The following is a 23470-nucleotide window of genomic DNA, read 5'->3' as shown; positions in this document are numbered from 1 at the left end:
TGCCGGTTGGCCCGCGCCGGGATTGCCGGGCTTGCCCGCTGCGTCGCCCTGAACTGCAAGTTTTCGCCCCGGCGGGCCGTCATCGGTATTGTCTGACCAATGCGCACCTCGATTCCGGCCGCCGTTTCCTCGACGCTGGCGGCCGCCGCCCTGGCCGCCACCGCCGGTCTGGGTACCGCCTCGGCGGCCCCGCCGAAGTGCAGCGACATCGACGGCGTGCAGGTCGGCAACACCTGTGAGGTCAAGATCAGCGACCCGGGTTACTCCGTCGACATCACCTTCCCGGCGTTGTACCCGAACCAGCGCCCGCTGCTGGACTACGTCAAGCAGACCCGCGACGGGTTCCTGAACCTGGCCCGCAACTCCGACGCCCGGGTCTCGCCGTACGTGCTGGAGACCAAGGCAACCGAGTACAACTCGGCGGTGCCGCCGCGGGGCACCCAGACGGTGGTGCTGGAGAGCTACGAATGGGTCGGCGGGGCGCATCCCACGACGTTCTACAAGGCGTTCAACTGGGACCAGGGCTACCGCAAGGCGATCACCATCGACACCCTGTTCCGGGAGGACACCGACCCGTTCCCGGTGATCCTGCCGCTGGTGCGGGCGAGCATCGCCGAACAGTTCGGTGACGCCGTCGTCGTCCACGACGACGCGGGCCTGGATCCACGGATCTACCAGAACTTCGCCATCACCAACGACACGCTGATCTTCTTCTTCGATCGCGGGGCGCTGCTGCCCGAGGCGGCCGGCAACTTTTCGGTCGCCATCCCGCGCAGCGCCGTCGACGCGATGCTGGCCTGACGGCGAGGCTCGCGCGCCGCGGCCCGAAACCGCCCGGTCAGTCGGCCCGGAAGCCGTAGACCTGGCCGGCGCTGGTCGCCGCGATCACCGAGCGGTCGCTGCCGAGTGACACCCCGACCGGGAAGCCGGCGGCACGCTCCAGTGGATAGCTGTTGACGGTGCTGCCGTCGCGCGTATCGAACACCAGCAGGGCCATCCCGTCGCCGTCGGCGGCCACGGTGTAGGCCAACTCGGGGCCGGCCTGGCTGGCGGTGGTCAGCGGGTTCACCTCGGTGCGCCGCCACAGTTCGGTGGCGCGGTCACCCTCGTCGCGCAGCGCCACCAGCGCGGTCTTCGGGCCGCCGCCGACGATCAGGGTGCCGTCCGGTGCGACCGTCGGCGGGGTCTGGGCCAGGAACTTCAGCGGCGACGACCATTTCACCGCGCCGGTCTCGGCGTCCAGCGCCCACAGCTTGCGGTCGCGGCCGTTGACGTAGACGGTGCGGCCGTCGGCCGACAGCGCCGGGGCGGCCAGCACTCCGGCGGCGACGGCGTCGCTGGTCCATTCCCGGCTGACCAGCGGAGAGTTTCCGGGCCGGTACCGAAGCCCGACCAGGGTGGCGGCCTCGGCGCCGGGCTGCCAGATGCTCAGCACGATCGCGTTCGACTTCGGCGAGAACGCCGGGGCGGCGGCCACCGGGCATTCGGCGCGCGCCGGCGCGCAGTCGGCCAGGCCCCGCTCGGAGTCGGTGGGGTCCAGCCCGGACACCAGGTCCAGCGGGGTGCCCTCGACGGTGCCGCGGTGGGCGTTGAAGACCAGCACCTGGCCCAGGTGGGTGACCACCAGCAGTTGACCGTCGGCCAGCAGGCGCGGGGTCTGCGGCATCCCGATCACCGGCTGGCGCCAGCGGATCCACTGGGTCGGCGGGAACGACACGATCGCCCCCGGCTGGCCGATGTAGAGGTTGTCGAAGCCGTCCATCAGCGGTCCGGCGAAACCGCCGCCCGGCCACAGCCGGGTGCACCAGCGCTGCCGGGCGTTGTTGTCGATCTCCCACACCATCAGCGAGCAGCCGGTCTCGGTCTGGGCGTTGAGCGCCAGGTAGTTGTTGGTGCCCAGCGCGACGCCGGCGCCCAGGGTGCCCTTGACCGACCGGGTCCAGTCCGCGGTCAGCTCGCGGGCCCCGGCGCGGTCGGTGTAGCTGCTGTTGGCGGCGTCGGCATAGGGCGCCGACCAGCCCAGCGACGGGGCGGCCTCGACCCAGTGGTCGGTGTTCGTGCAGCCCGCGGCGGCAAGCACCGACAGCGTGCCGGCCAACGCGGCCAATCGCCGAAGCACCAGTCTCGTCCCCTTACTCAGCACGGCGTGATCGCCTGATTTCGCCAGCGTCACGAGACTAACGCGTCGCCGCCGCGGCCTCGTGGCGGCGGTGCGGGCAGCGCCGGATAGGCTTTTGCGCCATGACGACGATGTGGGGCGCCCCGATCCACAAGCGGTGGCGGGGCCAGCGGTTGCGCGATCCGCGCCAGGCCAGGTTCCTGACCCGCGAATCGCTGCAGTGGGTGCTCAACAATCGCGCTTACACGCCGTGGTACCTGGTCCGCTACTGGCGGCTGCTGAAGTTCAAGCTGGCCAATCCGCACATCATCACCCGGGGCATGGTGTTCCTGGGCAAGGGCGTGGAGATCCAGTCGACCCCGGAACTGTCGCAGATGGAGATCGGTCGCTGGGTCCACATCGGGGACAAGAACACCATCCGCTGCCACGAGGGCTCGCTGCGCATCGGCGACAAGGTGGTCTTCGGCCGCGACAACGTCATCAACACCTACATCGACATCGAGTTCGGTGACTCGGTGCTGATGGCCGACTGGTGCTACATCTGCGACTTCGACCACAAGATGGACAGCATCGAGTTGCCGATCAAGGACCAGGGCATCATCAAGGGCCCGGTCCGGATCGGGCCGGACACCTGGATCGCGGCGAAGGTGACGGTGCTTCGCAACACCCGGATCGGGCGCGGTTGCGTGCTTGGCGCGCACGCCGTGGTCAAGGGCGACATCCCGGACTTCTCGATCGCGGTCGGCGCGCCGGCCAAGGCCGTCAAGAACCGGCTGACCGACTGGGAGGCCACCGCGGCCGAGCGGGCCGCCTACCAGGCCGCGCTGGCCGACATCGAGCGCAAGAAGAAGACCCTCAAGTAGCGCCGGACGCCTCAGCCGTAGTCGGGCAGCGGGCGTTCGACGATCATCCGGCGCGGCTGCGGGTTGCGCTCGCCGCGCTTGGCCGACAGGTACACCTCGGCGGTGTGTTCGGCGACGGTGTGCCAGGCGAAGTCCGACGTCAGGCGCTCGCGGGCGGCCAGCGCGCGGCGTTGCGCGGCGGCCGGGTCATCGAGGGCGCGGCGGACCGCGTCGGCCAGTGCGGCCACGTCGCGCGGCGGGAAGGACACCCCGGTCTGCCCGTCGATGACGGCCTCGCCGAGGCCGCCGACGTTCGAGGTGACCAGCGGAGTGCCGGTGGCGGCGGCCTCCAGCGCGACGATGCCGAACGGTTCGTAGTGACTGGGCAGCACCGCGGCGTCGGCGCGCCGCAGCAGATCGAGCAGTTGCCGATGGTCAACGCGGCCAATGAATTTCGTCGCCTTGAGCACCTTGTGCCTGCGGGCCTGGGCGGTCAGGAAATCCTGCTGGGTGCCATCACCGGCGATGGTCAGGGTGGTACCCGGGTGGGTGCGACGGATCCGGGGTAGCGCGGCGATCAGGTCGTGCACCCCCTTCTCGTATTCCAGCCGGCCGAAGAACAGCAGTTCGGCGGGCCCGTCGTGCGGCTCGCGTTCGGCGAACGGCCAACCGGCGGTGTCGATTCCGTTCGGGATGACGTTGATCTCGGACAGTCCGGGCCCGAACAGCCGGCTGAGCTCCTCGCGCATCGAGGTCGAGCAGGTGATCAGCGAATCGGAGTCGTGCACCAGCCAGGACTCCTGCGCGTGCACCTGGCGGCTGACCCGCCCGGACACCCAGCCGGAGTGCCGGCCGGCCTCGGTGGCGTGGATGGTGGAAACCAGTGGCACATCGAAGAATTCGGCCAGCGCAATGGACGGGTGGGCGACCAGCCAGTCGTGCGCGTGCACCACGTCGGGGCGCCAGTCGCCGAGCGCCAGGCCGGCGCGGATCATCGAGTGCCCCATCGCCAGCACCCAGGCCATCATGTCGGTGCCGAAGCCGAATTCGTGCGGGTCCTGGGCGGCCGCGACGACCCGCACGCCTTCGTGGACCTCATCGGTGCTCGGGTGGCTGCTCGGGTCGGTGTCCGACGGGCGCCGCGACAGCACGACGACGTCGTGGCCGGCGGCCGCCAGTTCGATGGCCAGGTGGTGGACGTGGCGGCCCAGCCCGCCGATGACCACCGGCGGGTATTCCCAGGAGACGAGCAGAACCTTCATCGCGACAACAACCTCAGCATGGTGGCGGTAACCGCCGGGCGTCCAGGGCGCCGAACAGGCCGTCGGCGCGGCTCCATCCGGCGGCGAGCCGCTCGGCGACCTCCCGTCGACCCGAGGCGAGCGCCCCGGCGATCTCCCGGGTGGCGTGGGCGTGCAGGTGCGCCCGGTACCGGGCGTAGTCGGCCGCGGAATCCTTGCTGACCATGAACGGCCAGTCCGAGGACAGCGTCAGCAGCGTCTCGCGCAGGATCTGGTCGGCGACCGGGTCGCGGGGGATCGGGGCGCCCAGCGGCACCGCGCTGCGGGCCTGCTCCATGGCCTTGTCCACCGCCGACAGCGCGGTGTCGGCGACCTCGGCGTTGAGGACGACCAGGTCGGCGACCTGCTCGCCGGACCACACCTGCCAGTCCTTGCCGGACCCCCACGAACTCGGCGGCAGTTCCACCGGTGTACCGACGTAGCCGGCGGCCCGCGCGTCGGCCAGGGTGCCGACCTGCACCCCGGCGGCCGGCAGCGCCCGCAGCACCCGCTCCAGCCAGATCGGACCCTCGTACCACCAGTGCCCGAACAGTTCGGTGTCGAAGGCGGCCACCACGTGCGCGGGCCGGCCGATCCGCTCGGATTCGGCGGTCAGCCGGCGCCGGACCATGTCGACGAAATCGGCGACGTGGGTGTCGACGGCGGCGTCGGCGCGCTCCGGGTCATACGGCGCCTTGTCCTCGGAGGGCACGTTGCGCCCGGTCACCCGGGCCGGCTTGAGCCCGGTGCCGTGGTGATAGGTGTGGAAATCGCGGTAGGCGGCGTGCCCGGGATAGCCGGACTTCGGCGACCAGACCCGGTAGCTGACCTGCAGGTCGCGGCCGAAGGCCACCACGTCGGTGTCGCCGACGGGGCGACCGAGCGCGGTGTCGCCGTGCAGCGACGGGCCGTCGACCATGAAGTGCCCGACCCCGGCGGCGGCGTAGCCGCGCTCCATGCCGGGGGCGTAGGCGCATTCCGGCGCCCAGATGCCGGTGGGGGTGTGGCCGAACCGGGCGCCGGCGTCGGCGAGGCCCTCGCGCAGCGCGAAGTCGCGCAGCCGCGGATTGAGCAGCGGCTGGAACGGGTGCGCCAGCGGGCCGCCGAGCAACTCGACGGTGCCCGCGTCGACCAGCGCGCGCAGCAGCGGGCTGCCGCCGTGTCGCCACAGCGCGGCGAATTCGTCGAGTTCGGTTTGCGCCTCGGCGTATTCGCGGGCGCCGAAGGCGCGGATCGCCTCGGGTGCGCTGGCGGTGCCTGGGGCGGCGTCGCCGTCGCGGGTGCCTGCGGCCTCGGCGGCGCGCAGCCGCCAGTTGGTCAGCCAGTGCTCCATGCCGTCGAGGCAGTACGGGTCGTCGAGCTGGGCGGCCACCACCGGGGTGATGCCCAGGGTGATCAGGTTGCGGCGGTCCTCGGCGGCCAGCCGGCGCAGCACCCGCACCAGCGGCAGATAGCACGCCGACCAGGACTGATAGAGCCATTCCTCGCCGACCGGCCAGCGGCCGTGGTGGGCCAGCCAGGGCAGGTGGGTGTGCAGCACCAGGGTGAACATGCCCGGCACCGGGGTCCCCGAGGTCGCCGAGCGGGTGGAAACGGTCATCGCCGCACCGCGATCGCGAGCAGGTCCAGGCTGGTGTCGATGTCCGGGCCGGTGCCATCGTCGGGCAGCAGGTCGAAGTCGTCGGCGGTCAGCGCGGCGACGTCGGCGAGCAGCTCGTCGGGCCACGGCTCGTCGGCCAGCGCGCGGCGGATCTGGGCGTCGATGATCGAGCCGTCCCACTTGGCGTCCAGCTCGCGCAGCCGGGCGCCGTGATAGACGCCGTTCATCGACTCGATCTCGAATCCGCCGTCGGTCAGCAGTTCGGTCAGCTCGGCGGCGGACAGCTCGCGGGTGTGGAACGGGTTGACCGGGGTGTCGCTGTCGGGGGTGAAGGTGATCCGGTTGGGGGTGGACATCAGCAGCAGGCCACCCGGACGCAGCACCCGGGCGCACTCGGCGACGAACTGTGACTGATCCCACAGGTGCTCGATGACCTGGAAGTTGACCACCGCGTCGACCGAGGCGTCCGGCAGCGGCAGCGCGGCGAGATTGCCCTGCCGGACCTGCACCCGCGGGTAGCGGGCCCGGGCGTGCGCGACCGCCGATTCGTCGTAGTCCACGCCGATCACGGTGGTCGCGACGCCGGCCAACAGGTCGGCGCCGTAGCCCTCGCCGAACCCGGCTTCGAGCACCTGGCGACCGGCGCAGCGGTCGGCAAGCCGCAGGTAGGCGACCTCGTGACGGCGGAACCAGTAGTTCTCGACGTCGAGTCCGGGCACCGTGCGCTCGCCGGTCAGCGGCAGCGCGGCGGCGCTGTCGCGGTCTCCAGGTTCGGCGACGGGATCGCCGGTTACGAATGCACTCATTAATGGCAGGCTAACCCGCGCGGTCCGTTGCTAGCACGTCCGAGGGGTACGGGCGGTCGGAACCGGCTGGGCCACCCGCTATTGTGGACAGGCGGACCACCATAAGTTACCGCTCGGTAACATTGCGCGGTGGTGCGAACCATGGCCGTTGCCAATGTCCTTCGGGGTCGCCGAGTGCGGTCGCGAAGGCCCGTCGAGGAGGACGAACCGGAGCATGACGAACATCGTGGTCCTGATCAAACAGGTCCCGGACACCGGATCGGAGCGCAAGCTCTCCGATGGCGATTTCACGCTCGATCGTGAAGCCGCCGACTCGGTGCTCTGCGAGATCAATGAGCGCGCCGTCGAGGAAGCGCTGCAGATCAAGGAGAGGAACGCCGACGACACCGTCGTCACCGTGCTGACCGTCGGCCCGGAAAAGGCCACCGAGGCGATCCGCAAGGCGCTGTCGATGGGCGCGGACAAGGCCGTCCACGTCAAGGACGACGCCATCCACGGCTCCGACATCCTGCAGACCGCGTGGGTGCTGGCCCGCGCGCTGGGGCAGATCGAGGGCGCCGAGCTGGTCATCACCGGTAACGCGTCCTCCGACGGTGCCGGCGGCGCCGTGCCGGCCATCGTGGCCGAGTACCTGGGCCTGCCGCAGCTGACCCACGTCCGCAAGCTGGCCGTCGACGGCGACACCGTCACCGCCGAGCGGGAGACCGACGACGGCGTGTTCGGCCTGTCGGCCACCCTGCCCGCCATCGTGAGCGTCGGCGAGAAGATCAACGAGCCGCGCTTCCCCTCCTTCAAGGGCATCATGGCCGCCAAGAAGAAGGAAGTTGTCGAGCTGAGCCTGGCCGATCTGGGCGTCGAGGCCGACGAGGTCGGCCTGGCCAACGCCGGTTCCTCGGTGGTGTCGTCGACCCCGAAGCCACCGAAGGCTGCCGGCGAGAAGATCGCCGACGAGGGCGAGGGCGGCACCAAGATCGCCGAGTACCTGGTCGCCCAGAAGCTCATCTAAGACCTCTTTCACACCGAGACGAAGGCTGAAAATTCATGGCTGAAGTACTTGTGCTCGTCGAGCACGCCGATGGTGCACTGAAGAAGGTCACCAGCGAGCTCATCACCGCGGCCCGCCGACTGGGCGAGCCGTCTGCGGTCGTGGTGGGTGTCCCCGGCGCCGCCGCCCCGCTGGTCGACGGCCTCAAGGCCGCCGGCGCCGCGAAGATCTATGTCGCCGAGTCCGACGACGTGGCCAACTTCCTGGTCACCCCCTACGTGGACGTGCTGGCCGCCCTGGTCGAGTCCGCCACCCCGGCCGGCGTGCTGCTCGCGGCCACCGCCGACGGCAAGGAGACCGCCGGCCGGTTGGCCGCGCGGATCGGCTCCGGGCTGCTGGTCGACGTCGTCGACATCAACTCCGAGGGCGTTGGCGTGCACTCCATCTTCGGTGGTGCGTTCGTGGTGGAGGCCAAGGTCAACACCGACACCCCGATCTACACGGTGCGCCCGGGCGGCCTGGAGGCCGAAGAGGTCGCCGGAGCCGGCGAGCAGGTCACCGTCGAGGTGCCCGCGCAGGCCGAGAACGCCACCAAGATCACCTCGCGGGAGCCGGCCGTCGCCGGTGACCGTCCGGAGCTGACCGAGGCGTCGGTCGTCGTGGCCGGCGGCCGCGGGGTGGGCTCGGCGGAGAAGTTCTCCGTGGTCGAGGAGCTCGCCGACTCGCTCGGCGCCGCCGTCGGTGCCTCGCGTGCCGCGGTGGACTCCGGGTACTACCCGGGTCAGTTCCAGATCGGCCAGACCGGCAAGACCGTCGCCCCGCAGCTGTACATCGCTCTGGGCATCTCCGGTGCCATCCAGCACCGGGCCGGCATGCAGACCTCGAAGACCATCGTCGCGGTCAACAAGGACGAAGAGGCGCCGATCTTCGAGATCGCCGACCTGGGCATCGTGGGCGACCTGTTCAACGTCGCTCCGCAGCTCACCGAGGCCGTCAAGGCTCGCAAGGGCTGATCACGCTCGCAAAGAAACCCCGGCGCGCCCTCGGCGTGCCGGGGTTTTTGCGTGCCGGGGGGAGAAATCGTCACCTGATGCTCAACAACCCGTCACACGGCGCTTGCCCGCGGGCCGCGCGGCCCGGCCAACCTGACGGGCATGAGCACCGCTTCCGTACTCATTCCCGCCCCACGCATTCCCGTCCCACGCATTCCCGTCCCACGCATTCCCGTCCCACGCATTCCCGTCCCACTCATTCCTGCCACTGAAGCCGCCGCCGGCACCGCCGGCCCGACCCCGCGCTACTCGCTGCTGCTGTCGAGGGACCCGGAGCTGATCGACGCCGCCCAGCGGCTGCGCCATCGGGTGTTCAGCACCGAACCGGGCTTCGCCCCGCCGGCCGCGGCGGACGGCCGCGACGCCGACGAGTTCGACGAGCACTGCGACCACCTACTGGTCCGCGACGACGGCAGCGACGAGATCGTCGGCTGCTACCGGATGCTGCCGCCCCCGGGCGCCATCGCCGCCGGCGGTCTGTACAGCGCCACCGAGTTCGATCTGCGCGCCTGGGACCCGCTGCGGCCCTCGCTGGTCGAGATGGGCCGGGCGGTGGTGCGCGCCGATCACCGCAACGGCGCGGTGGTGCTGCTGATGTGGACCGGCATCCTGGCCTACCTGGACCGGTCCGGTTACGACCTGGTGGCCGGCTGTGTGTCGGTCCCGATCCACGGCGAGGGCGCCCCGGGCGGCCAGGTCCGCGGGGTCCGCGACTTCGTCGCCCGCCGGCACGCCGCACCCGCCGAACTGACCGTCGTGCCGCACCGGCCGGTGCGGCTGGACGGCCGCGGGCTCGACGACCTGCCCGCGCCGGCCCGGCCCACCATCCCGCCGCTGATGCGCGGCTACCTGCGGCTGGGCGCACAGGTCTGCGGCGAACCGGCGCACGACCCGGAGTTCGGCGTCGCCGACTTCCCGGCGCTGCTGGACAAGCGCCGGGCCGATGTGCGCTACCTGAACCGGCTGCGCTCGGCCGGCTCCGCGGCGCCGGCCAGCCGATGAACGCCAACCCGTGGCTGCCCCGGGCCTGCTGCGACGAGCACTGCCTGGCCGCAGGCACCGACCCGATCGGGCATCGGCTGGCGGTCGCCTGGCGGCAGGCCCGCCGGGCGGCGGCGCTGGCCGTGCTGGTCCCCGGGCTGCCGATGCTGGCCCTGGCGGGGCTGCTTGGCCCGGCCGGCCCGGCACTGCGGCGCGGCTACTGCCGGCTGGTGCTGGCCGCGCTGGGGGTGCGAGTCCGGGTCACCGGCGGCCCGGTGCGCAACCTGAGCGGCGTGTTGATCGCCAGCAACCACGTCTCCTGGGCCGACGTGTTCGTGGTCGGGGCGGTCGCGCCCGGCACCTTCGTCGCCAAGGCCGAGATGGTCGGCTGGCCGGCCCTGGGCCGGCTGGCCCGCTGGCTGCAGGTCATCCCGATCGAGCGGGGCAACCTGCGCCGGCTGCCCGCGGTCGTCGGCGTCGTCGCCGAGCGGTTGCGCGCCGGCAAGACCGTGGTGGCCTTCCCGGAGGGCACCACCTGGTGCGGGCTGGCGCACGGCCGGTTCGCCCCCGCGCTGTTCCAGGCGGCCATCGACGCCGGCCGCCCGGTGCAGCCGCTGCGGGTCAGCTACCGACAGCGCGACGGTCGGCCGTCCACCGCGGCGGCCTACATCGGCGAGGACACCCTTGGCGCGTCGCTGCGCCGGCTGCTGACCGCCCGTCGCACCGTGGTGCGGGTGCACGTCGGGCCCCTACAACTGCCCGGCGGCGACCGGCGAGCACTGGCGGCCCGGACCCAGGCGCAGGTCCTGGGCGCGGTGAGCGTGCGCGCGCACCGGCCGGCCGCGCGCCGGCAGGTCCGGTTGGCCGCCTGACGGCATCGGGGCGCGGATCCGCGCTGCCGGTATCCTTGACAGGCCATGACCCCCGCCCCTCCGGTGTATCTCGACCACGCCGCCACCACCCCGATGTACCCGAGCGCCATCGAGGCGATGACGGGCCTGCTGGGCACCGTCGGCAACGCCTCGTCGCTGCACAGCGCGGGCCGGGCCGCTCGGCGCCGGATGGAGGAGTCCCGGGAGACCATCGCCGGGGCGCTCGGCTGCCGGCCCTCCGAGGTGATCTTCACCGCCGGCGGTACCGAGAGTGACAACCTGGCCGTCAAGGGCATCTTCTGGGCGCGCACCGCCGCCGATCCGGCGCGGCGCCGCATCATCACCACCGCGGTCGAGCACCACGCCGTGCTCGACGCGGTGCAATGGCTCACCGAGCAGCAGGGCGCCACCCTGACCGTGCTGCCGACCGAACCGGACGGGTCGGTCAGCCCGGCCGCGCTGCGCGCGGCGCTGAGTCGGCACGACGACGTCGCCCTGGTCACCGCGATGTGGGCCAACAACGAGGTCGGCACCCTGCTGCCGGTCACCGAGCTGGCCGCCGTCGCCGCCGAGTTCGGCGTGCCGATGCACAGCGACGCCGTCCAGGCCGTCGGCCAGGTGCCGGTGGACTTTGCCGCCAGCGGACTGGCCGCGGCCAGCGTCACCGGGCACAAGTTCGGCGGCCCGGTAGGCACCGGCGTGCTGCTGCTGCGCCGCGACACCGCGTGCATGCCGCTGACCCACGGCGGTGGGCAGGAGCGCGACGTGCGGTCGGGCACCCCGGACGTCGCCGGCGCGGTGGGCCTGGCCGAGGCCGCCCGGATCGCCGTCGGCGCGCTGGAACGCAACGCCGACCGGCTGACCGGGCTGCGGGACCGGCTTATCGACGGCGTGCTGGCCGGCATCGACGACGTGACGCTCAACGGGTCGCGGGAGTACCGGCTGCCCGGCAATGCGCACTTCACCTTCGGCGGCTGCGAGGGTGACTCGCTGCTGATGCTGCTGGATGCCAACGGAATCGAATGCTCCACCGGTTCGGCCTGCACGGCCGGGGTGGCGCAGCCCTCGCACGTGCTGCTGGCCATGGGCCGCACCCGGCAAAGTGCGCGCGGGTCGATCCGGCTGACCCTGGGGCACACCAGTACCGAGGCCGACATCGACGCGGCGCTGCAGGTGCTGCCCGCGGTCGTCGAGCGGGCCCGGCAGGCCGCGCTGGCCAGCACCGGGATGTGGTGAGCATGCGGGTACTGGTTGCGATGAGCGGTGGGGTGGACTCGTCGGTCGCCGCCGCCCGAATGGTCGATGCCGGCCACGACGTGGTCGGGGTGCATCTGGCGCTGTCCAGCGCGCCGGGCACGCTGCGGACCGGGTCGCGCGGCTGCTGCTCCAGGGAGGACGCCGGTGATGCCCGACGGGTCGCCGACGTGCTCGGAATCCCCTTCTACGTCTGGGATTTCGCCGATCAGTTCAAGGCCGAGGTGATCGACGACTTCGTCGACGCGTACGCCCGCGGGGAAACGCCGAACCCCTGCGTGCGGTGCAATGAGCGAATCAAGTTCTCCGCCATGGCCGCCCGCGCGCTGGCGCTGGGCTTCGACGCGCTGGCCACCGGCCACTACGCCCGGCTCGCCGGCGGCAGGCTGCGCCGCGCCGTGGACCCCGACAAGGACCAGTCCTACGTGCTGGCGGTGCTGACCGCCGGACAGCTGCGCCGCGCACTGTTCCCGATCGGCGACACCCCGAAGTCGGCGATCCGCGCCGAGGCCGCCGAGCGCGGTCTGATCACCGCGGGCAAGCCCGACAGTCACGACATCTGCTTCATCCCGTCCGGGGACACCCAGGCGTTCCTGGGCGCGCGGATCGGGGTGCGCCGCGGCAGCGTCGTCGACGCCGCGGGCACCGTGCTCGCCGAGCACGACGGGGTGCACGGCTTCACCATCGGGCAACGCAAGGGCCTGGGCATTGCCGGGCCCGGCCCGGACGGTCAGCCCCGCTACGTCACCGGCATCGACGCGGCCACCGCGACGGTGCAGGTCGGGCGGCTGGAGGATCTGGAGGTCACCGAATTGACCGGCCGGGACCCGATTTTCACCTCGGGCAGCCCGCTGGCCGGCCCGGTGCAGGGACAGGCTCAGGTGCGGGCGCACGGCGGCATCGCCGACGCGGTCGCCGAGTTCGTCGACGGCGATCTGCGGGTGCGGCTGAGCTCCCCGCTGCGCGGGGTGGCCACCGGCCAGACCGTGGTGTTCTACCGCCCCGATCCCGACGGCGACGAGGTGCTGGCCAGCGCGACGATCAGCGCCGCGCGCTGAGATCGCGCCCCGGCGTGGCGTAGCTGCCGGCCGGTGTCCGCACGAATCCGGACATCAGCGCTGCCGTGCCGGGACCCGCGCCGCGGTTGTTTTCGCCGGGCCGCGGTGATCCCATACGGTGGTCCGGTGAGCATCTTCGCCACCGCGACCGGCATCGGCTCCTGGCCGGGAACCTCCGCCCGGCAGGCCGCCGAGATCGTCGTCGGTGAACTGCACAGCCTGACCCCGCTGACGGAGTTGCCGGCCCGCGGGGTGGGGGCGGACCTGATCGGGCGGGCCGGGGCACTGCTGGTCGACATCGCCATCGACACCAGCACCCGCGGCTACCGGCTGGTCGCCCGCCCGGGCGCGGTGAGCCGCCGGGCGATCAGCCTGCTCGGCGAGGACCTCGACGCGCTGGAGGAGGCGTGGGAGAACGCCGGCCTGCGCGGCAGCGGACGCCCGGTCAAGGTCGCCGCGCCCGGGCCGGTCACCCTGGCCGCGCAGTTGGAGCTGGCCAACGGGCATCGGGCGATCACCGACCCGGGGGCGGTGCGCGACCTGGCCGCCTCGCTGGCCGAGGGGATCGCCGAGCATCTGGCGAACGTGGCCCGGCGGTTGGAGACGACGGTCGTCGCGCAACTCGACGAACCGTCGTTGCCCGCGGCGCTGGCCGGGCGGCTCGGCGGGGTCACCGCGTTGTCGGCGGTGCATCCGATCGACGGTCCGGTCGCGGTGGAGCTGCTCGACGGCTGCGCGGCACGCATAGCGGCGCCGCTCTCGGTGCACTGCTGTGCCCCCGACATTCCCTGGGATGTCTTGCAGCGCAGTCAGATCGATGCGGTGTCGGTGGACGTCGCGGTGCTCGACGCCGCCGACCTGGACGGGGTGGGGGAGTTCATCGAATCCGGGCGCACCGTGCAACTCGGTGTGCTGCCGGGCCGGCCGGTCACCCCGCGCCCGGGGGTCGAACAGGTCGCCGCGGCCGCGGCGGCGGTGACCGACCGTCTCGGGTTCGCCCGCGCGGTGCTGGCCGAGCAGATCGGGGTGACGCCGGCCTGCGGGTTGGCCGAGGCCGGGCTGGACTGGGCCCGGACCGCGGTCGAACTGTGCCAGCGGGTGGCCGACGGCATCGCCGCCGACCCGGACGCGGCCTGAAAATGCGCAACCAAAAGATTGCCTATAGCGAAATCGACGGTTAGCATCAGGCAACCAGGAGGTTGCTTTTATGGCGAACATTGATCGCATCGAAAAGAGCGTCGTGCTGCACGCGCCGCTGGACCGGGTCTGGCGGGCCATCGCTGATGCCACCGAATTCGGCCGCTGGTTCGGCGTGCGGGTCGACGGCCCCTTCGTCGCCGGATCGGTCGTCAACGCCGAGATGACCGGAACCCTGATCGACGAGGCGGTGGCCGCCGAGCAGTGCGCCCATCCGCACGGCCCGTTCCCGCTGCAGATCGTCTCGGTGCAGCCACGGAAGCAGCTGGCCTTTCGCTGGAATCCATTGCCCGGCAACGAGTTCGCCGAGCTGTTCACCCTGGTCGAGTTCACCCTGTCCGAGACCGCCGACGGGGTGCGCCTGACGGTCATGGAGTCGGGCTTCGACGCGCTGCCTGCGGGGCCGCGCCGGTCGTCCTGGACCGACAACGACCGGGGCTGGACCATCCAGCTGGACCTGGTGGGTCGCTACGTCACGGATCCGGCGTGGGCCTGAGCGTCGCCGACGCACCGGTGTTCGGCGCGCTCGGTGACCCGAACCGGCTGCGGATGGTCATTGCGCTCTGTGAAGACGGACCCAGCCCGACCTCGGCGCTGAGCCGAATGCTGCCGTCGACCCGGCAGGCCGCCACCAAGCACCTGGAGGTGCTGAGCGCGGCGGGGGTGGTGACCAGCGCCAGGCGCGGTCGCGAGCGGATCTGGGCGGTACGCCCGGAATCGCTGACCGGGCTCGCCGACCAGTTGAGGGTGCTGTCCCGGCGCTGGGACGCGCGGCTCGACCGGCTGCGCGACTACGTCGAGGATTGATCGTCGAGCTGCTTGATCAGCCGCTTGGCCGCAGTCAGCCGATACGACGCGTCGACGAGCTCGGCGACCTCGGTCCAGTCCACCGGAGCGGCGTCGAAGTTCAGGCCCAGCCAGCCGAACGGTCCCACATAGGCGGGGTGGAAGAACCGCGAATCCTGTTCCAGCGCGGGGCGTTCGGCGGGGTCGACCTTCATCAGCACGCAGTGCGGGACCGTGATCATGCCGGTCCGGGTGGTGGCGGAGTCCGCCCAACGGCGCTGCGCGTCGGTGGGCACCTTGATGTTTCCGCCGTAGATGGCGAACATCGTCGGGACGCAGAAGGACGGCCTGCCGTGGCTGATCTTCTCGAAGGCGCCGGGCAGGTCCAGGGCGATCCGGCGCAGCTCGGCCAGGCCCGGATCGTCGTCGGAGAACATGATCGGGTGCGGCACCCTGTCCACGGTAGTGCGGACCCGGCGGACTTGTTACGAAAGTGGCCGGCGATAGCGGTGTGGTTTCGGCGAGCCTGGGTGCGGCGGCGCCGTAGGTCATGCCGGCAGGGGCACGTGAGAGGCTCTGCACAAATGGGGTGAAATCGGGGGGTCCATGTGGATTATCCACATGGCGGCTCTCCCAGCGGACATCTGTGCAGACCCGGCGGGCGGCCCCTCGCCGGCGGGCAGCGGCGGGGCTCGCCGCCGTGCCCAGCGGGTGCACCGCAGCAGCGTGCCCGACTTGCGCGGCCCGGGCCGGTGGCCCCGCCGACTACTCTTGCGGCGTGAGCGGAACCGAAGCCGACCTGGGAGCCGACGCCGCCGAATCGGAGCTGCGCCACCAGTGGCAGGTGCTGGCCGAAGAGGTGCGCGACCACCAGTTCCGCTACTACGTGCGGGACGCGCCGATCATCACCGATGCCGACTTCGACGCGCTGCTGCGCCGGCTGCAGGCGCTGGAGGACGACCACCCCGAGCTGCGCACCCCGGACTCGCCGACCCAGCTGGTCGGCGGCGCCGGATTCCACACCGAGTTCGGTGCCGCGGAGCACCTGGAGCGCATGCTCAGCCTGGACAACGTGTTCAACGCCGACGAGCTGGCGGCCTGGACCTCCCGGCTGCAGGCCGAGATCGGCAGCGACGAGCACTTCCTGTGCGAGCTCAAGATCGACGGTGCCGCCCTGGCGCTGGTCTACCGCGACGGCAGGCTGGAGCGCGCGGCCACCCGCGGCGACGGCCGCACCGGCGAGGACGTCACCCTCAACGCGCGCACCATCATCGACATCCCGGAGCGGCTGACCGGCACCGACGCCTACCCGGTCCCGGCCGTCCTGGAGGTCCGCGGAGAGGTGTTCTTCCGGGTCGCCGACTTCGCGGCGCTCAACGCCAGCCTCGTGGAGGAGGGCAAACCGCCGTTCGCCAACCCGCGCAACAGCGCGGCCGGCTCGCTGCGGCAGAAGAACCCGGCGGTCACCGCCCGCCGTCCGCTGCGGATGATCTGCCATGGGCTGGGCCACACCGAGGGCTTCAACCCGTCGTCGCTGCACGACGCCTACCTGGCGATGGCGGCCTGGGGGCTGCCGGTGTCGCAGCACACCCAGCGGGTCCAGGGGTTGGCCGCGGTCGAGGAGCGGATCCGGTACTGGGGCGAGCATCGCCACGACGTCGCGCACGAGATCGACGGCGTGGTGGTCAAGGTCGACGAGATGGCGCTGCAGCGGCGCCTTGGCGCCACCTCCCGGGCACCCCGGTGGGCCATCGCCTACAAATACCCGCCGGAGGAGGCCCAGACCCGGCTGCTCGACATCCGGGTGAACGTCGGGCGCACCGGGCGGGTCACCCCGTTCGCCTACATGGAACCGGTGCGGGTGGCCGGCTCGACGGTGGCGCTGGCCACCCTGCACAACGCCTCCGAGGTCAAGCGCAAGGGCGTGCTGATCGGCGACACCGTCGTCATCCGCAAGGCCGGTGACGTGATCCCCGAGGTGCTCGGCCCGGTGGTCGATCTGCGCGACGGCTCCGAGCGCGCCTTCGTGATGCCGACGCACTGCCCGGACTGCGGCAGCGAGCTGGCCCCGGCCAAGGAGGGCGACGCCGACATCCGCTGCCCGAACTCGCGCAGCTGCCCGGCGCAACTGCGTGAACGCGTCTTCCACCTGGCCGGCCGGGGTGCCTTCGACATCGAGGCGCTCGGGGAGAAGGCGGCCGCCGCGTTGCTGGAGTCGGGCGTCATCGCCGACGAGGGTGACCTGTTCGACCTGACCGCCGAGGACCTCATGCGCGCCGAGTTCTTCGTCACCAACAAGGGCGAACTGTCGGCCAACGGGTCGCGGCTGCTGGAGAACCTGGCCACGGCCAAGGAGCAGGCGCTGTGGCGGGTGCTGGTCGCGTTGTCTATCCGGCACGTCGGCCCGACGGCCGCCCGCGCGCTGGCCGGCCAGTTCGGCGCGCTGGAGGCCGTCGAGGCCGCCTCGGAGGAGCAGCTGGCCGGGGTCGAGGGTGTTGGCCCGACCATCGCCGCCGCCGTCATCGACTGGTTCACCGTGGACTGGCATCGCGCCATCGTGGCGAAATGGCGCGCGGCCGGGGTCCGGATGGCCGATGAACGCGACGAATCGGTGCCCCGCACCCTGGACGGGCTGTCCATCGTGGTGACCGGCTCGCTGGCCGGATTCTCCCGTGATCAGGCCAAGGAGGCGATCCTGGTCCGCGGCGGCAAGGCCGCCGGCTCGGTGTCGAAGAAAACGGCGTACGTCGTGGCCGGCGATGCGCCCGGATCCAAGTACGACAAGGCCGTCGAGCTCGGCATCCCGATCCTCGACGAGGACGGCTTCCGGCGGCTGCTCGACGCGGGCCCCGAGGAGTAGCGCCGATCCCGCACCAAACTGGCGTGCTGAGGGCAGCCGAGGCCTGTTTAGACTGCTAGCAATCGTGAAGCTCGCCGGGGGGTTATGGTGCCCCGCCGGCCGACCGTTAGAGGTGGCGAATTGACGAACTGGTCCGGAGGACAGCCCGGCGGCCCAGACCCGTCCGGTGCGGGCGGCCCCGTCGATTACCCGAGTTCGGGTTCCTGGGGCACCCCGGTGCCGCCGCAGTCCAGCTGGCAGCCCTACCCGGGAGCAGCGCAGGCACCGGCGTCGGGCGGCTACCCGCAGCAGTGGGGCGAGCTCGGCACCACCCCGCCGAAGTCGAACAAGAAGCCGCTGATCATCGGGCTGTCCATTGGTGCGGTGGTGCTGCTGGTGCTCGGCATCGTGGTTGCCGTGGTCGTCAGCTCCGGTGGCGGCGGCAAGGGCGGGTCGGCGGGTGACGCCATGCGCGGCTACCTGGAGGCGCTGGCCGCCGGCGACGCCGCCGAGGCGCTGTCCTACAGCAACGACGAGCCCGGCAACAAGGAGTTCCTCACCGACGAGGTGCTGAAGCAGCAGATCGAGCACTCGCCGATCACCGACATCAAGATCCTCAACGACGATTCCTCGTACGGGATGTCGCGGGTGCACGTGTCGGCCAAGTTCGGCGACAAGGTGTCCGACGAGACCATCTCCATGAAGAAGTCCGGCAGCGACTGGAAGCTGGACGCCGCGGCCGTCAAGATCGAGAAGCCGTCCTACGTCAGCAACGACAAGGCGGCCGAGACGCTGACGCTGTTCGGCAGCCCGTTCGGCAAGGAGACGGTGTATGTCTTCCCGGGCTGGCAGGACTGGGGCACCACCAACGAGAACCTGCAGGTCAGCTCCGAGCCGATCCTGCTCAAGGGGCTGAGCTACTTCAGCTTGAGCATGTCCGACGTCAAGTTTGAGCTCAGCGACACCGGCGCGCAGGCCGTCAAGAGCGCCCTGAGCTCGGCGCTGACCACCTGCGTGCAGTCCACGGCGCTGAAGCCCACCGGGTGCCCGCAGGATCTGTACGCCTACGACGCCGTCGACAACACCGCCACCTGGAGCATGCCGGACCTGTCGCCGCTGACCATCGAGGGCCTGTCCAGCTACTCCACCGAGGTGCGGTTCACCGGGACGCTGGTGTTCCCGGTGAGCTACCAGAGCACCCGGGGTGGCACCAAGACGGACTCCGACAACGCCTACGTCTACGGCAAGATCGACGTGAGCACCTCGCCGCCGACGGTGCTGTTCAGCTGAACCGAGCAAACCCAATCGCCGCGCCGGATCGACAGATCCGGCGCGGCGATTGGGTTTGCCGGGCGGTCAGCGCAGCAGTGAGGTGACGATCCCGCTGAGGTAGCCCAGCCGGGCGATCTCGGAGGGCAGAAACTCCGGGCCGCCGACCCGGCCGAGCACCAGCGCGGTGTCCGAGCTGCCCAGCGGCGCGGCCGCCAGCGCGGTGTCCAGGTCTCGCCACAGCTGAGGAACCCAGTCGGCGGTGCCGTCGAGCGCGGTGGCCGCCTCCAGCGGCAGCCACGGCACGGTCTGGCACAGCGTCTCGGGGGCGGCCGCGCTGCCGGCCACCCGCTGCAGCGGTCCGTCGGTCTGGGTGACGATGCTGGTCCAGGCCACCCGCAGCACCCGCGGTGCCTCGTCGACCAGGATCTGCATCTTGGCGCCCCGGCCCTGGCCGGCCGCGACGTGGGCGATCAGTTCCAGCTCGCGATTGGCCTCCAGCAGGCCGGTGTGCGGCCGGATGCTCTGCACCCGGATGCCGCTGAGTGCCTCGGCCGCGGTGATCACGGCGTCCGGCATCCCGCCGGAGGGCAGTTCGACCACCAGGTCGTCGACGGCGTAGCCGACTTCGCGCTCGACGACGTCGAGGGAAAGGATGTCGACCCCGACCGACCCGAGGGCGACCGCCAGGGAGCCGAGGCTGCCGGGGCGATCGGCGAGTTGAACGCGCAGTAGATACGAAGGCACGAATTCCAGCTTTGCACAGCCTCGGGCGCCCGGCAGTGCGAAGGCCGCGCGCCCGGAGCGGACCAACCCGTGGCCGCCCGAGGTCGGACGATAGGCTTTTATCCCGTGTCACAAATCTCTCGAGACGACGTCGCCCACCTGGCGCGGCTGGCCCGGCTGGCGCTGACCGACGCCGAGCTGGACAGCTTCTCCGGCCAGCTCGACGCGATCATCGATCACGTCGGCCGCATCCAATCCGTCGACGTCACCGGGGTGGTGGCGACCGACAACCCGCTCACCGACGTCAACGTCACCCGCCCGGACGTCGTGCTGCCCGGACTCACCCAGGAGCAGGCGCTTGACCAGGCCCCGCGGGCGGCCGAGGGCCGCTTCGCCGTGCCGCAGATTCTCGGAGAGAGCCAGTGACCAGCACCGACCTGACCCAGCTCGACGCGGCCACGCTGGCCACCGGGATCGCCGCCGGGGAGATCTCCTCGGTCGCGGCGACCCAGGCGTGCCTGGACCGCATCGCCGCCACCGACGACACCTATCACGCGTTCCTGCACGTCGGCGCCGAGCAGGCGTTGTCCGCGGCCGCCGAGGTCGACGCCCTGGTTGCCGACGGAAAGCCGCTGCCCTCGGCGCTGGCCGGGGTGCCGCTGGCGCTCAAGGACGTGTTCACCACGACCGACATGCCGACCACCGCCGGATCGAAGATCCTGGAGGGGTGGATGTCGCCGTACGACGCCACCGTCACCGCGCGGCTGCGCGCGGCCGGCATCCCGATCCTCGGCAAGACCAACATGGACGAGTTCGCCATGGGTAGTTCCACGGAGAACTCCGCCTACGGCCCGACCCGAAACCCGTGGGACACCGAGCGGGTGCCGGGCGGCTCCGGCGGCGGGAGCGCCGCGGCGCTGGCCGCGCACCAGGCACCGCTGGCGATCGGCACCGACACCGGCGGCTCGATCCGGCAGCCCGCCGCGCTGACGGCCACCGTCGGCGTCAAGCCCACCTACGGCACGGTCAGCCGGTACGGCCTGATCGCCTGCGCGTCGTCGCTGGACCAGGGCGGGCCGTGCGCGCGCACCGTGCTGGACACCGCGCTGCTGCACGAGGTGATCGCCGGTCACGATCCGCGCGATTCGACCTCGGTGCACGCCGCGGTGCCCGACGTGGTCGGTGCCGCTCGCGCCGGCGCCGCCGGGGACCTGCGCGGGGTGCGGGTGGGTGTGGTGTCCCAGCTGCACCGCGGCGAGGGCTATCAGCCGGGCGTGCTGGAGTCGTTCAACGCCGCCGTCGAGCAGCTGCGTGCGCTCGGCGCCGAGATCACCGAGGTGGACTGCCCGCACTTCGACCACGCGCTGGCGGCCTACTACCTGATCCTGCCCTCGGAGGTTTCCTCGAACCTGGCCCGCTTCGACGCCATGCGGTACGGGCTGCGGGTTGGTGACGACGGCACCCACAGCGCCGACGAGGTGATGGCGCTGACCCGCGCGGCCGGCTTCGGTCCGGAGGTCAAGCGCCGGATCATGATCGGCACCTACGCGCTGTCGGCGGGCTACTACGACGCCTACTACAACCAGGCGCAGAAGGTCCGCACGCTGATCGCCGACGACCTCGACCGCGCCTACCAGTCTGTCGACGTGCTGGTTTCGCCGGCCACCCCGACCACCGCGTTCCGGCTGGGCGAGAAGGTCGACGATCCGCTGGCCATGTACCTGTTCGACCTGTGCACGCTGCCGCTGAACCTGGCGGGGCACTGCGGCATGTCGGTGCCGTCGGGCCTGGCGCCGGACGACAACCTGCCGGTCGGGTTGCAGATCATGGCGCCCGCGATGGCCGATGATCGGCTGTACCGGGTCGGGGCGGCCTACGAGGCGGCGCGTGGCCCGGTGACGAAGCCGTAGCGCAGCGGAGGCGGAGGAGCCGGGCAAGTCGGGTGTGGCCCGGTGACGAAGCCGTAGCGCAGCGGAGGCGGAGGAGCCGGGCAAGTCGGGTGTGGCCCGGTGACGAAGCCGTAGCGCAGCGGAGGCGGAGGAGCCGGGCAAGTCGGGTGTGGCCCGGTGACGAAGCCGTAGCGCAGCGGAGGCGGAGGAGCCGGGCAAGTCGGGTGTGGCCCGGTGACGAAGCCGTAGCGCAGCGGAGGCGGAGGAGCCGGGCAGGTGGGGTGGGCCCGGTGACGAAGCCGTAGCGCCGCTCCGTAGCGCAGCGGAGGCCTCGGCCGGGGTCGGGAGGGTCCGAATTAGGATCGACGCATGAGTTCTGCCGCGACTGCCGATCTGCTGGACTACGACGACGTCCTCGCCACCTACGACCCGGTGATGGGCATGGAGGTGCACGTCGAGCTGTCGACGGCCACCAAGATGTTCTGCGGCTGCGCGACCACTTTCGGCGCCGAACCCAACACCCAGGTGTGCCCGACGTGTCTGGGGATGCCCGGCGCGCTGCCCACCCTGAATGCCGCGGCGGTGGAGTCCGCCATCCGGATCGGCCTGGCGCTCAACTGCGAGATCGTCGAGTGGTGCCGGTTCGCTCGGAAGAACTACTTCTACCCGGACATGCCGAAGAACTACCAGATCAGCCAGTATGACGAGCCGATCGCCATCAACGGCTACCTGGACGTGCCGCTGGAGGACGGCAGCACCTGGCGGGTCGACATCGAGCGCGCCCACATGGAGGAGGACACCGGCAAGTCGCTGCACCTGGGCAGCGAGACCGGCCGGATCGCCGGGGCGACCGAATCCCTGCTGGACTACAACCGCGCCGGGGTGCCGCTGATCGAGATCGTCACGAAGCCGATCGTCGGCGCCGGCGATCGCGCGCCGCAGATCGCCCGCGCCTACGTGACCGCGCTGCGTGAGGTGCTGCGGTCCCTGGGGGTCTCCGATGTCCGGATGGACCAGGGTTCGATGCGGTGCGACTCGAATGTCTCGCTGATGCCCAAGGGGACAACCGAATTCGGCACCCGCACCGAGACCAAGAACGTCAACTCGCTCAAGAGCGTCGAGGTGGCGGTCACCTACGAGATGCGCAGGCAGGCCGCCGTGCTGACCTCCGGTGGCGAGGTGTTCCAGGAGACCCGGCACTTCCACGAGGACGGCTACACGAGCCCCGGACGCGCCAAGGAGACCGCCGAGGACTACCGCTATTTCCCCGAGCCGGACCTGGAGCCGGTGGCCCCCAGCCGTGAGTTGGTGCAGCGGCTGCGCGAGACCATCCCCGAGTTGCCGTGGCTGGTCCGGCAGCGGATTCAGCAGGACTGGGGTGTTTCCGACGAGGTGATGCGTGACCTGGTCAACAACGGTGTTGTCGAGCTGGTCGCCGAGACGGTCGCCGAGGGCGCACCCAGCGAGCAGGCCCGCGCCTGGTGGGGCAACTTCCTGGTCCAGAAGGCCAACGAGGCCGGCGTCGCGGCGGCCGATCTGGCCATCACGGCGCGGCAGGTGGCCGAGGTCATCGCGTTGATCGCCGACGGCAAACTGTCCAACAAGCTCGCCCGCCAGGTGGTGGAGGGCGTGCTGGCCGGTGAGGGTGAGCCGGAGGCGGTGATGACCGCGCGCGGCCTGGCGCTGGTGCGTGACGACTCGCTGATCCAGTCCGCGGTCGACGAGGCGCTGGCGGCCAATCCCGATGTCGCCGAGAAGATCCGTGGTGGCAAGGTGGCGGCCGCGGGCGCCATCGTCGGCGCGGTCATGAAGGCCACCAAGGGGCAGGCCGACGCCGCCCGGGTCCGCGAGTTGGTGCTCGCGGCCTGCGGCGCCGAATAGCCCGGCGCCGAGTAGCCCGGCGTCGAGTGGCCTG

Annotated in this window: 22 protein-coding genes; 16 read left to right on the top strand and 6 right to left on the bottom strand. The window is 71.4% G+C overall.

The genetic code is table 11. The annotated features are described in order from the left end of the window. The first annotated feature begins 99 nt into the window (after positions 1–99). The gene (locus tag G6N10_RS07925) at positions 100–801 is read left to right on the top strand and encodes an esterase (protein ID WP_085097008.1); all 702 of its coding nucleotides are present in this window, start codon (positions 100–102) and stop codon (positions 799–801) included. A gap of 37 nt (positions 802–838) precedes the next feature. On the opposite strand, the gene G6N10_RS07920 is transcribed toward G6N10_RS07925, so the two are convergent. Continuing rightward, positions 839–2119 carry an outer membrane protein assembly factor BamB gene (locus G6N10_RS07920; RefSeq protein WP_085097011.1) on the bottom strand — a complete coding sequence of 427 codons (1281 nt, stop codon included), beginning with the start codon at positions 2117–2119 and terminating at the stop codon, positions 839–841. Positions 2120–2241: 122 nt separating this feature from the next. On the opposite strand from G6N10_RS07920, the gene G6N10_RS07915 reads away from it, so the two are divergent. Beyond that, positions 2242–2982 (top strand): acyltransferase, encoded by a 741-nt coding sequence (locus G6N10_RS07915; protein ID WP_085097016.1) that lies wholly within the window; start codon positions 2242–2244, stop codon positions 2980–2982. An 11-nt stretch (positions 2983–2993) separates the two neighbouring features. On the opposite strand, the gene G6N10_RS07910 is transcribed toward G6N10_RS07915, so the two are convergent. Genes G6N10_RS07910 through G6N10_RS07900 form a run of 3 tightly spaced genes read right to left on the bottom strand, consistent with a single transcriptional unit; the run spans position 2994 to position 6647 of the window. Next, positions 2994–4223, bottom strand: coding sequence for a glycosyltransferase family 4 protein (locus G6N10_RS07910; protein ID WP_085097019.1), 1230 nt, complete (start codon positions 4221–4223; stop codon positions 2994–2996). 13 nt (positions 4224–4236) lie between these two features. Further along, positions 4237–5841, bottom strand: a complete 1605-nt coding sequence (locus G6N10_RS07905) for a 1,4-alpha-glucan branching protein domain-containing protein (protein ID WP_085097023.1) — start codon at positions 5839–5841, stop codon at positions 4237–4239. Beyond that, complete coding sequence (locus tag G6N10_RS07900; RefSeq protein ID WP_085097026.1) at positions 5838–6647, bottom strand: class I SAM-dependent methyltransferase; 810 nt, start codon at positions 6645–6647, stop codon at positions 5838–5840. Before G6N10_RS07900 ends, G6N10_RS07905 begins: the two co-directional genes overlap by 4 nt. 214 nt (positions 6648–6861) lie before the next feature. On the opposite strand from G6N10_RS07900, the gene G6N10_RS07895 reads away from it, so the two are divergent. The 9 genes from G6N10_RS07895 to G6N10_RS07855 all read left to right on the top strand — a co-directional run bounded on the left by G6N10_RS07895 (position 6862) and on the right by G6N10_RS07855 (position 14853). Then, positions 6862–7653: an electron transfer flavoprotein subunit beta/FixA family protein gene (locus G6N10_RS07895; protein ID WP_085097029.1), complete on the top strand. Its 792-nt coding sequence runs from the start codon at positions 6862–6864 to the stop codon at positions 7651–7653. Between the two features lie 35 nt (positions 7654–7688). Then, the gene (locus G6N10_RS07890) at positions 7689–8645 is read left to right on the top strand and encodes an electron transfer flavoprotein subunit alpha/FixB family protein (protein WP_085097031.1); all 957 of its coding nucleotides are present in this window, start codon (positions 7689–7691) and stop codon (positions 8643–8645) included. A 141-nt stretch (positions 8646–8786) separates the two neighbouring features. Next, complete coding sequence (locus G6N10_RS07885) at positions 8787–9686, top strand: GNAT family N-acetyltransferase (RefSeq protein ID WP_085097034.1); 900 nt, start codon at positions 8787–8789, stop codon at positions 9684–9686. Next, the gene (locus G6N10_RS07880) at positions 9683–10537 is read left to right on the top strand and encodes a lysophospholipid acyltransferase family protein (protein ID WP_085097037.1); all 855 of its coding nucleotides are present in this window, start codon (positions 9683–9685) and stop codon (positions 10535–10537) included. The genes G6N10_RS07885 and G6N10_RS07880 overlap by 4 nt, the downstream gene beginning before the upstream one ends. Positions 10538–10582: 45 nt before the next feature. Beyond that, on the top strand, positions 10583–11773 hold the full coding sequence (locus tag G6N10_RS07875) for a cysteine desulfurase family protein (protein ID WP_085097040.1): 1191 nt from the start codon (positions 10583–10585) through the stop codon (positions 11771–11773). A 2-nt stretch (positions 11774–11775) separates the two neighbouring features. After that, positions 11776–12849 carry a tRNA 2-thiouridine(34) synthase MnmA gene (gene mnmA / locus G6N10_RS07870; RefSeq protein ID WP_085097043.1) on the top strand — a complete coding sequence of 358 codons (1074 nt, stop codon included), beginning with the start codon at positions 11776–11778 and terminating at the stop codon, positions 12847–12849. A 126-nt stretch (positions 12850–12975) separates the two neighbouring features. Continuing rightward, positions 12976–13986, top strand: coding sequence for a methionine synthase (locus G6N10_RS07865; RefSeq protein WP_085097046.1), 1011 nt, complete (start codon positions 12976–12978; stop codon positions 13984–13986). A 70-nt stretch (positions 13987–14056) separates the two neighbouring features. Beyond that, positions 14057–14542, top strand: coding sequence for an SRPBCC family protein (locus G6N10_RS07860; RefSeq protein ID WP_085097049.1), 486 nt, complete (start codon positions 14057–14059; stop codon positions 14540–14542). After that, entirely contained in the window at positions 14539–14853 is a 315-nt protein-coding gene (locus G6N10_RS07855) for an ArsR/SmtB family transcription factor (RefSeq protein WP_085097206.1), read from the top strand. Before G6N10_RS07860 ends, G6N10_RS07855 begins: the two co-directional genes overlap by 4 nt. Here the strand turns inward: G6N10_RS07855 and G6N10_RS07850 are convergent. Beyond that, positions 14838–15284 (bottom strand): MmcQ/YjbR family DNA-binding protein, encoded by a 447-nt coding sequence (locus G6N10_RS07850; RefSeq protein ID WP_085097052.1) that lies wholly within the window; start codon positions 15282–15284, stop codon positions 14838–14840. The genes G6N10_RS07855 and G6N10_RS07850 overlap by 16 nt on opposite strands. Positions 15285–15610: 326 nt before the next feature. Here G6N10_RS07850 and ligA point away from each other — a divergent pair, with 326 nt between their 5' ends. Then, entirely contained in the window at positions 15611–17692 is a 2082-nt protein-coding gene (ligA, locus tag G6N10_RS07845) for an NAD-dependent DNA ligase LigA (RefSeq protein WP_085097055.1), read from the top strand. Between the two features lie 120 nt (positions 17693–17812). Continuing rightward, positions 17813–18961 (top strand): DUF4878 domain-containing protein, encoded by a 1149-nt coding sequence (locus G6N10_RS07840; RefSeq protein ID WP_163742325.1) that lies wholly within the window; start codon positions 17813–17815, stop codon positions 18959–18961. Positions 18962–19027: 66 nt separating this feature from the next. Here G6N10_RS07840 and G6N10_RS07835 read toward each other — a convergent pair whose 3' ends face one another. Beyond that, entirely contained in the window at positions 19028–19687 is a 660-nt protein-coding gene (locus G6N10_RS07835; protein ID WP_085097209.1) for an ACT domain-containing protein, read from the bottom strand. Positions 19688–19792: 105 nt separating this feature from the next. On the opposite strand from G6N10_RS07835, the gene gatC reads away from it, so the two are divergent. The 3 genes from gatC to gatB all read left to right on the top strand — a co-directional run bounded on the left by gatC (position 19793) and on the right by gatB (position 23436). Further along, complete coding sequence (gene gatC / locus G6N10_RS07830; protein ID WP_085097061.1) at positions 19793–20092, top strand: Asp-tRNA(Asn)/Glu-tRNA(Gln) amidotransferase subunit GatC; 300 nt, start codon at positions 19793–19795, stop codon at positions 20090–20092. Then, positions 20089–21576 (top strand): Asp-tRNA(Asn)/Glu-tRNA(Gln) amidotransferase subunit GatA, encoded by a 1488-nt coding sequence (gene gatA / locus G6N10_RS07825; RefSeq protein WP_085097064.1) that lies wholly within the window; start codon positions 20089–20091, stop codon positions 21574–21576. Before gatC ends, gatA begins: the two co-directional genes overlap by 4 nt. Positions 21577–21924: 348 nt before the next feature. Further along, entirely contained in the window at positions 21925–23436 is a 1512-nt protein-coding gene (gene gatB / locus G6N10_RS07820) for an Asp-tRNA(Asn)/Glu-tRNA(Gln) amidotransferase subunit GatB (protein WP_085097067.1), read from the top strand. The last annotated feature ends 34 nt before the right edge of the window (positions 23437–23470 follow it).

Origin of the sequence: Mycolicibacterium fallax (assembly GCF_010726955.1) — a bacterium.
In the GTDB taxonomy this organism is placed as follows: domain Bacteria; phylum Actinomycetota; class Actinomycetes; order Mycobacteriales; family Mycobacteriaceae; genus Mycobacterium; species Mycobacterium fallax.
The sequence above is the reverse complement of the archived record's forward strand: the minus strand, read 5'-3'. Positions and strand labels throughout refer to the sequence as shown.

Excerpts from the sequence above, each read along its gene's own strand:
- G6N10_RS07925 (WP_085097008.1), top strand. The coding sequence starts at position 100 with ATGCGCACCTCGATTCCGGCCGCCGTTTCCTCGACGCTGGCGGCCGCC.
- G6N10_RS07915 (WP_085097016.1), top strand. The coding sequence starts at position 2,242 with ATGACGACGATGTGGGGCGCCCCGATCCACAAGCGGTGGCGGGGCCAG.
- G6N10_RS07910 (WP_085097019.1), bottom strand. The coding sequence starts at position 4,223 with ATGAAGGTTCTGCTCGTCTCCTGGGAATACCCGCCGGTGGTCATCGGC.
- G6N10_RS07905 (WP_085097023.1), bottom strand. The coding sequence starts at position 5,841 with ATGACCGTTTCCACCCGCTCGGCGACCTCGGGGACCCCGGTGCCGGGC.
- G6N10_RS07900 (WP_085097026.1), bottom strand. The coding sequence starts at position 6,647 with ATGAGTGCATTCGTAACCGGCGATCCCGTCGCCGAACCTGGAGACCGC.
- G6N10_RS07895 (WP_085097029.1), top strand. The coding sequence starts at position 6,862 with ATGACGAACATCGTGGTCCTGATCAAACAGGTCCCGGACACCGGATCG.
- G6N10_RS07890 (WP_085097031.1), top strand. The coding sequence starts at position 7,689 with ATGGCTGAAGTACTTGTGCTCGTCGAGCACGCCGATGGTGCACTGAAG.
- G6N10_RS07885 (WP_085097034.1), top strand. The coding sequence starts at position 8,787 with ATGAGCACCGCTTCCGTACTCATTCCCGCCCCACGCATTCCCGTCCCA.
- G6N10_RS07880 (WP_085097037.1), top strand. The coding sequence starts at position 9,683 with ATGAACGCCAACCCGTGGCTGCCCCGGGCCTGCTGCGACGAGCACTGC.
- G6N10_RS07875 (WP_085097040.1), top strand. The coding sequence starts at position 10,583 with ATGACCCCCGCCCCTCCGGTGTATCTCGACCACGCCGCCACCACCCCG.
- mnmA (WP_085097043.1), top strand. The coding sequence starts at position 11,776 with ATGCGGGTACTGGTTGCGATGAGCGGTGGGGTGGACTCGTCGGTCGCC.
- G6N10_RS07860 (WP_085097049.1), top strand. The coding sequence starts at position 14,057 with ATGGCGAACATTGATCGCATCGAAAAGAGCGTCGTGCTGCACGCGCCG.
- gatB (WP_085097067.1), top strand. The coding sequence starts at position 21,925 with ATGAGTTCTGCCGCGACTGCCGATCTGCTGGACTACGACGACGTCCTC.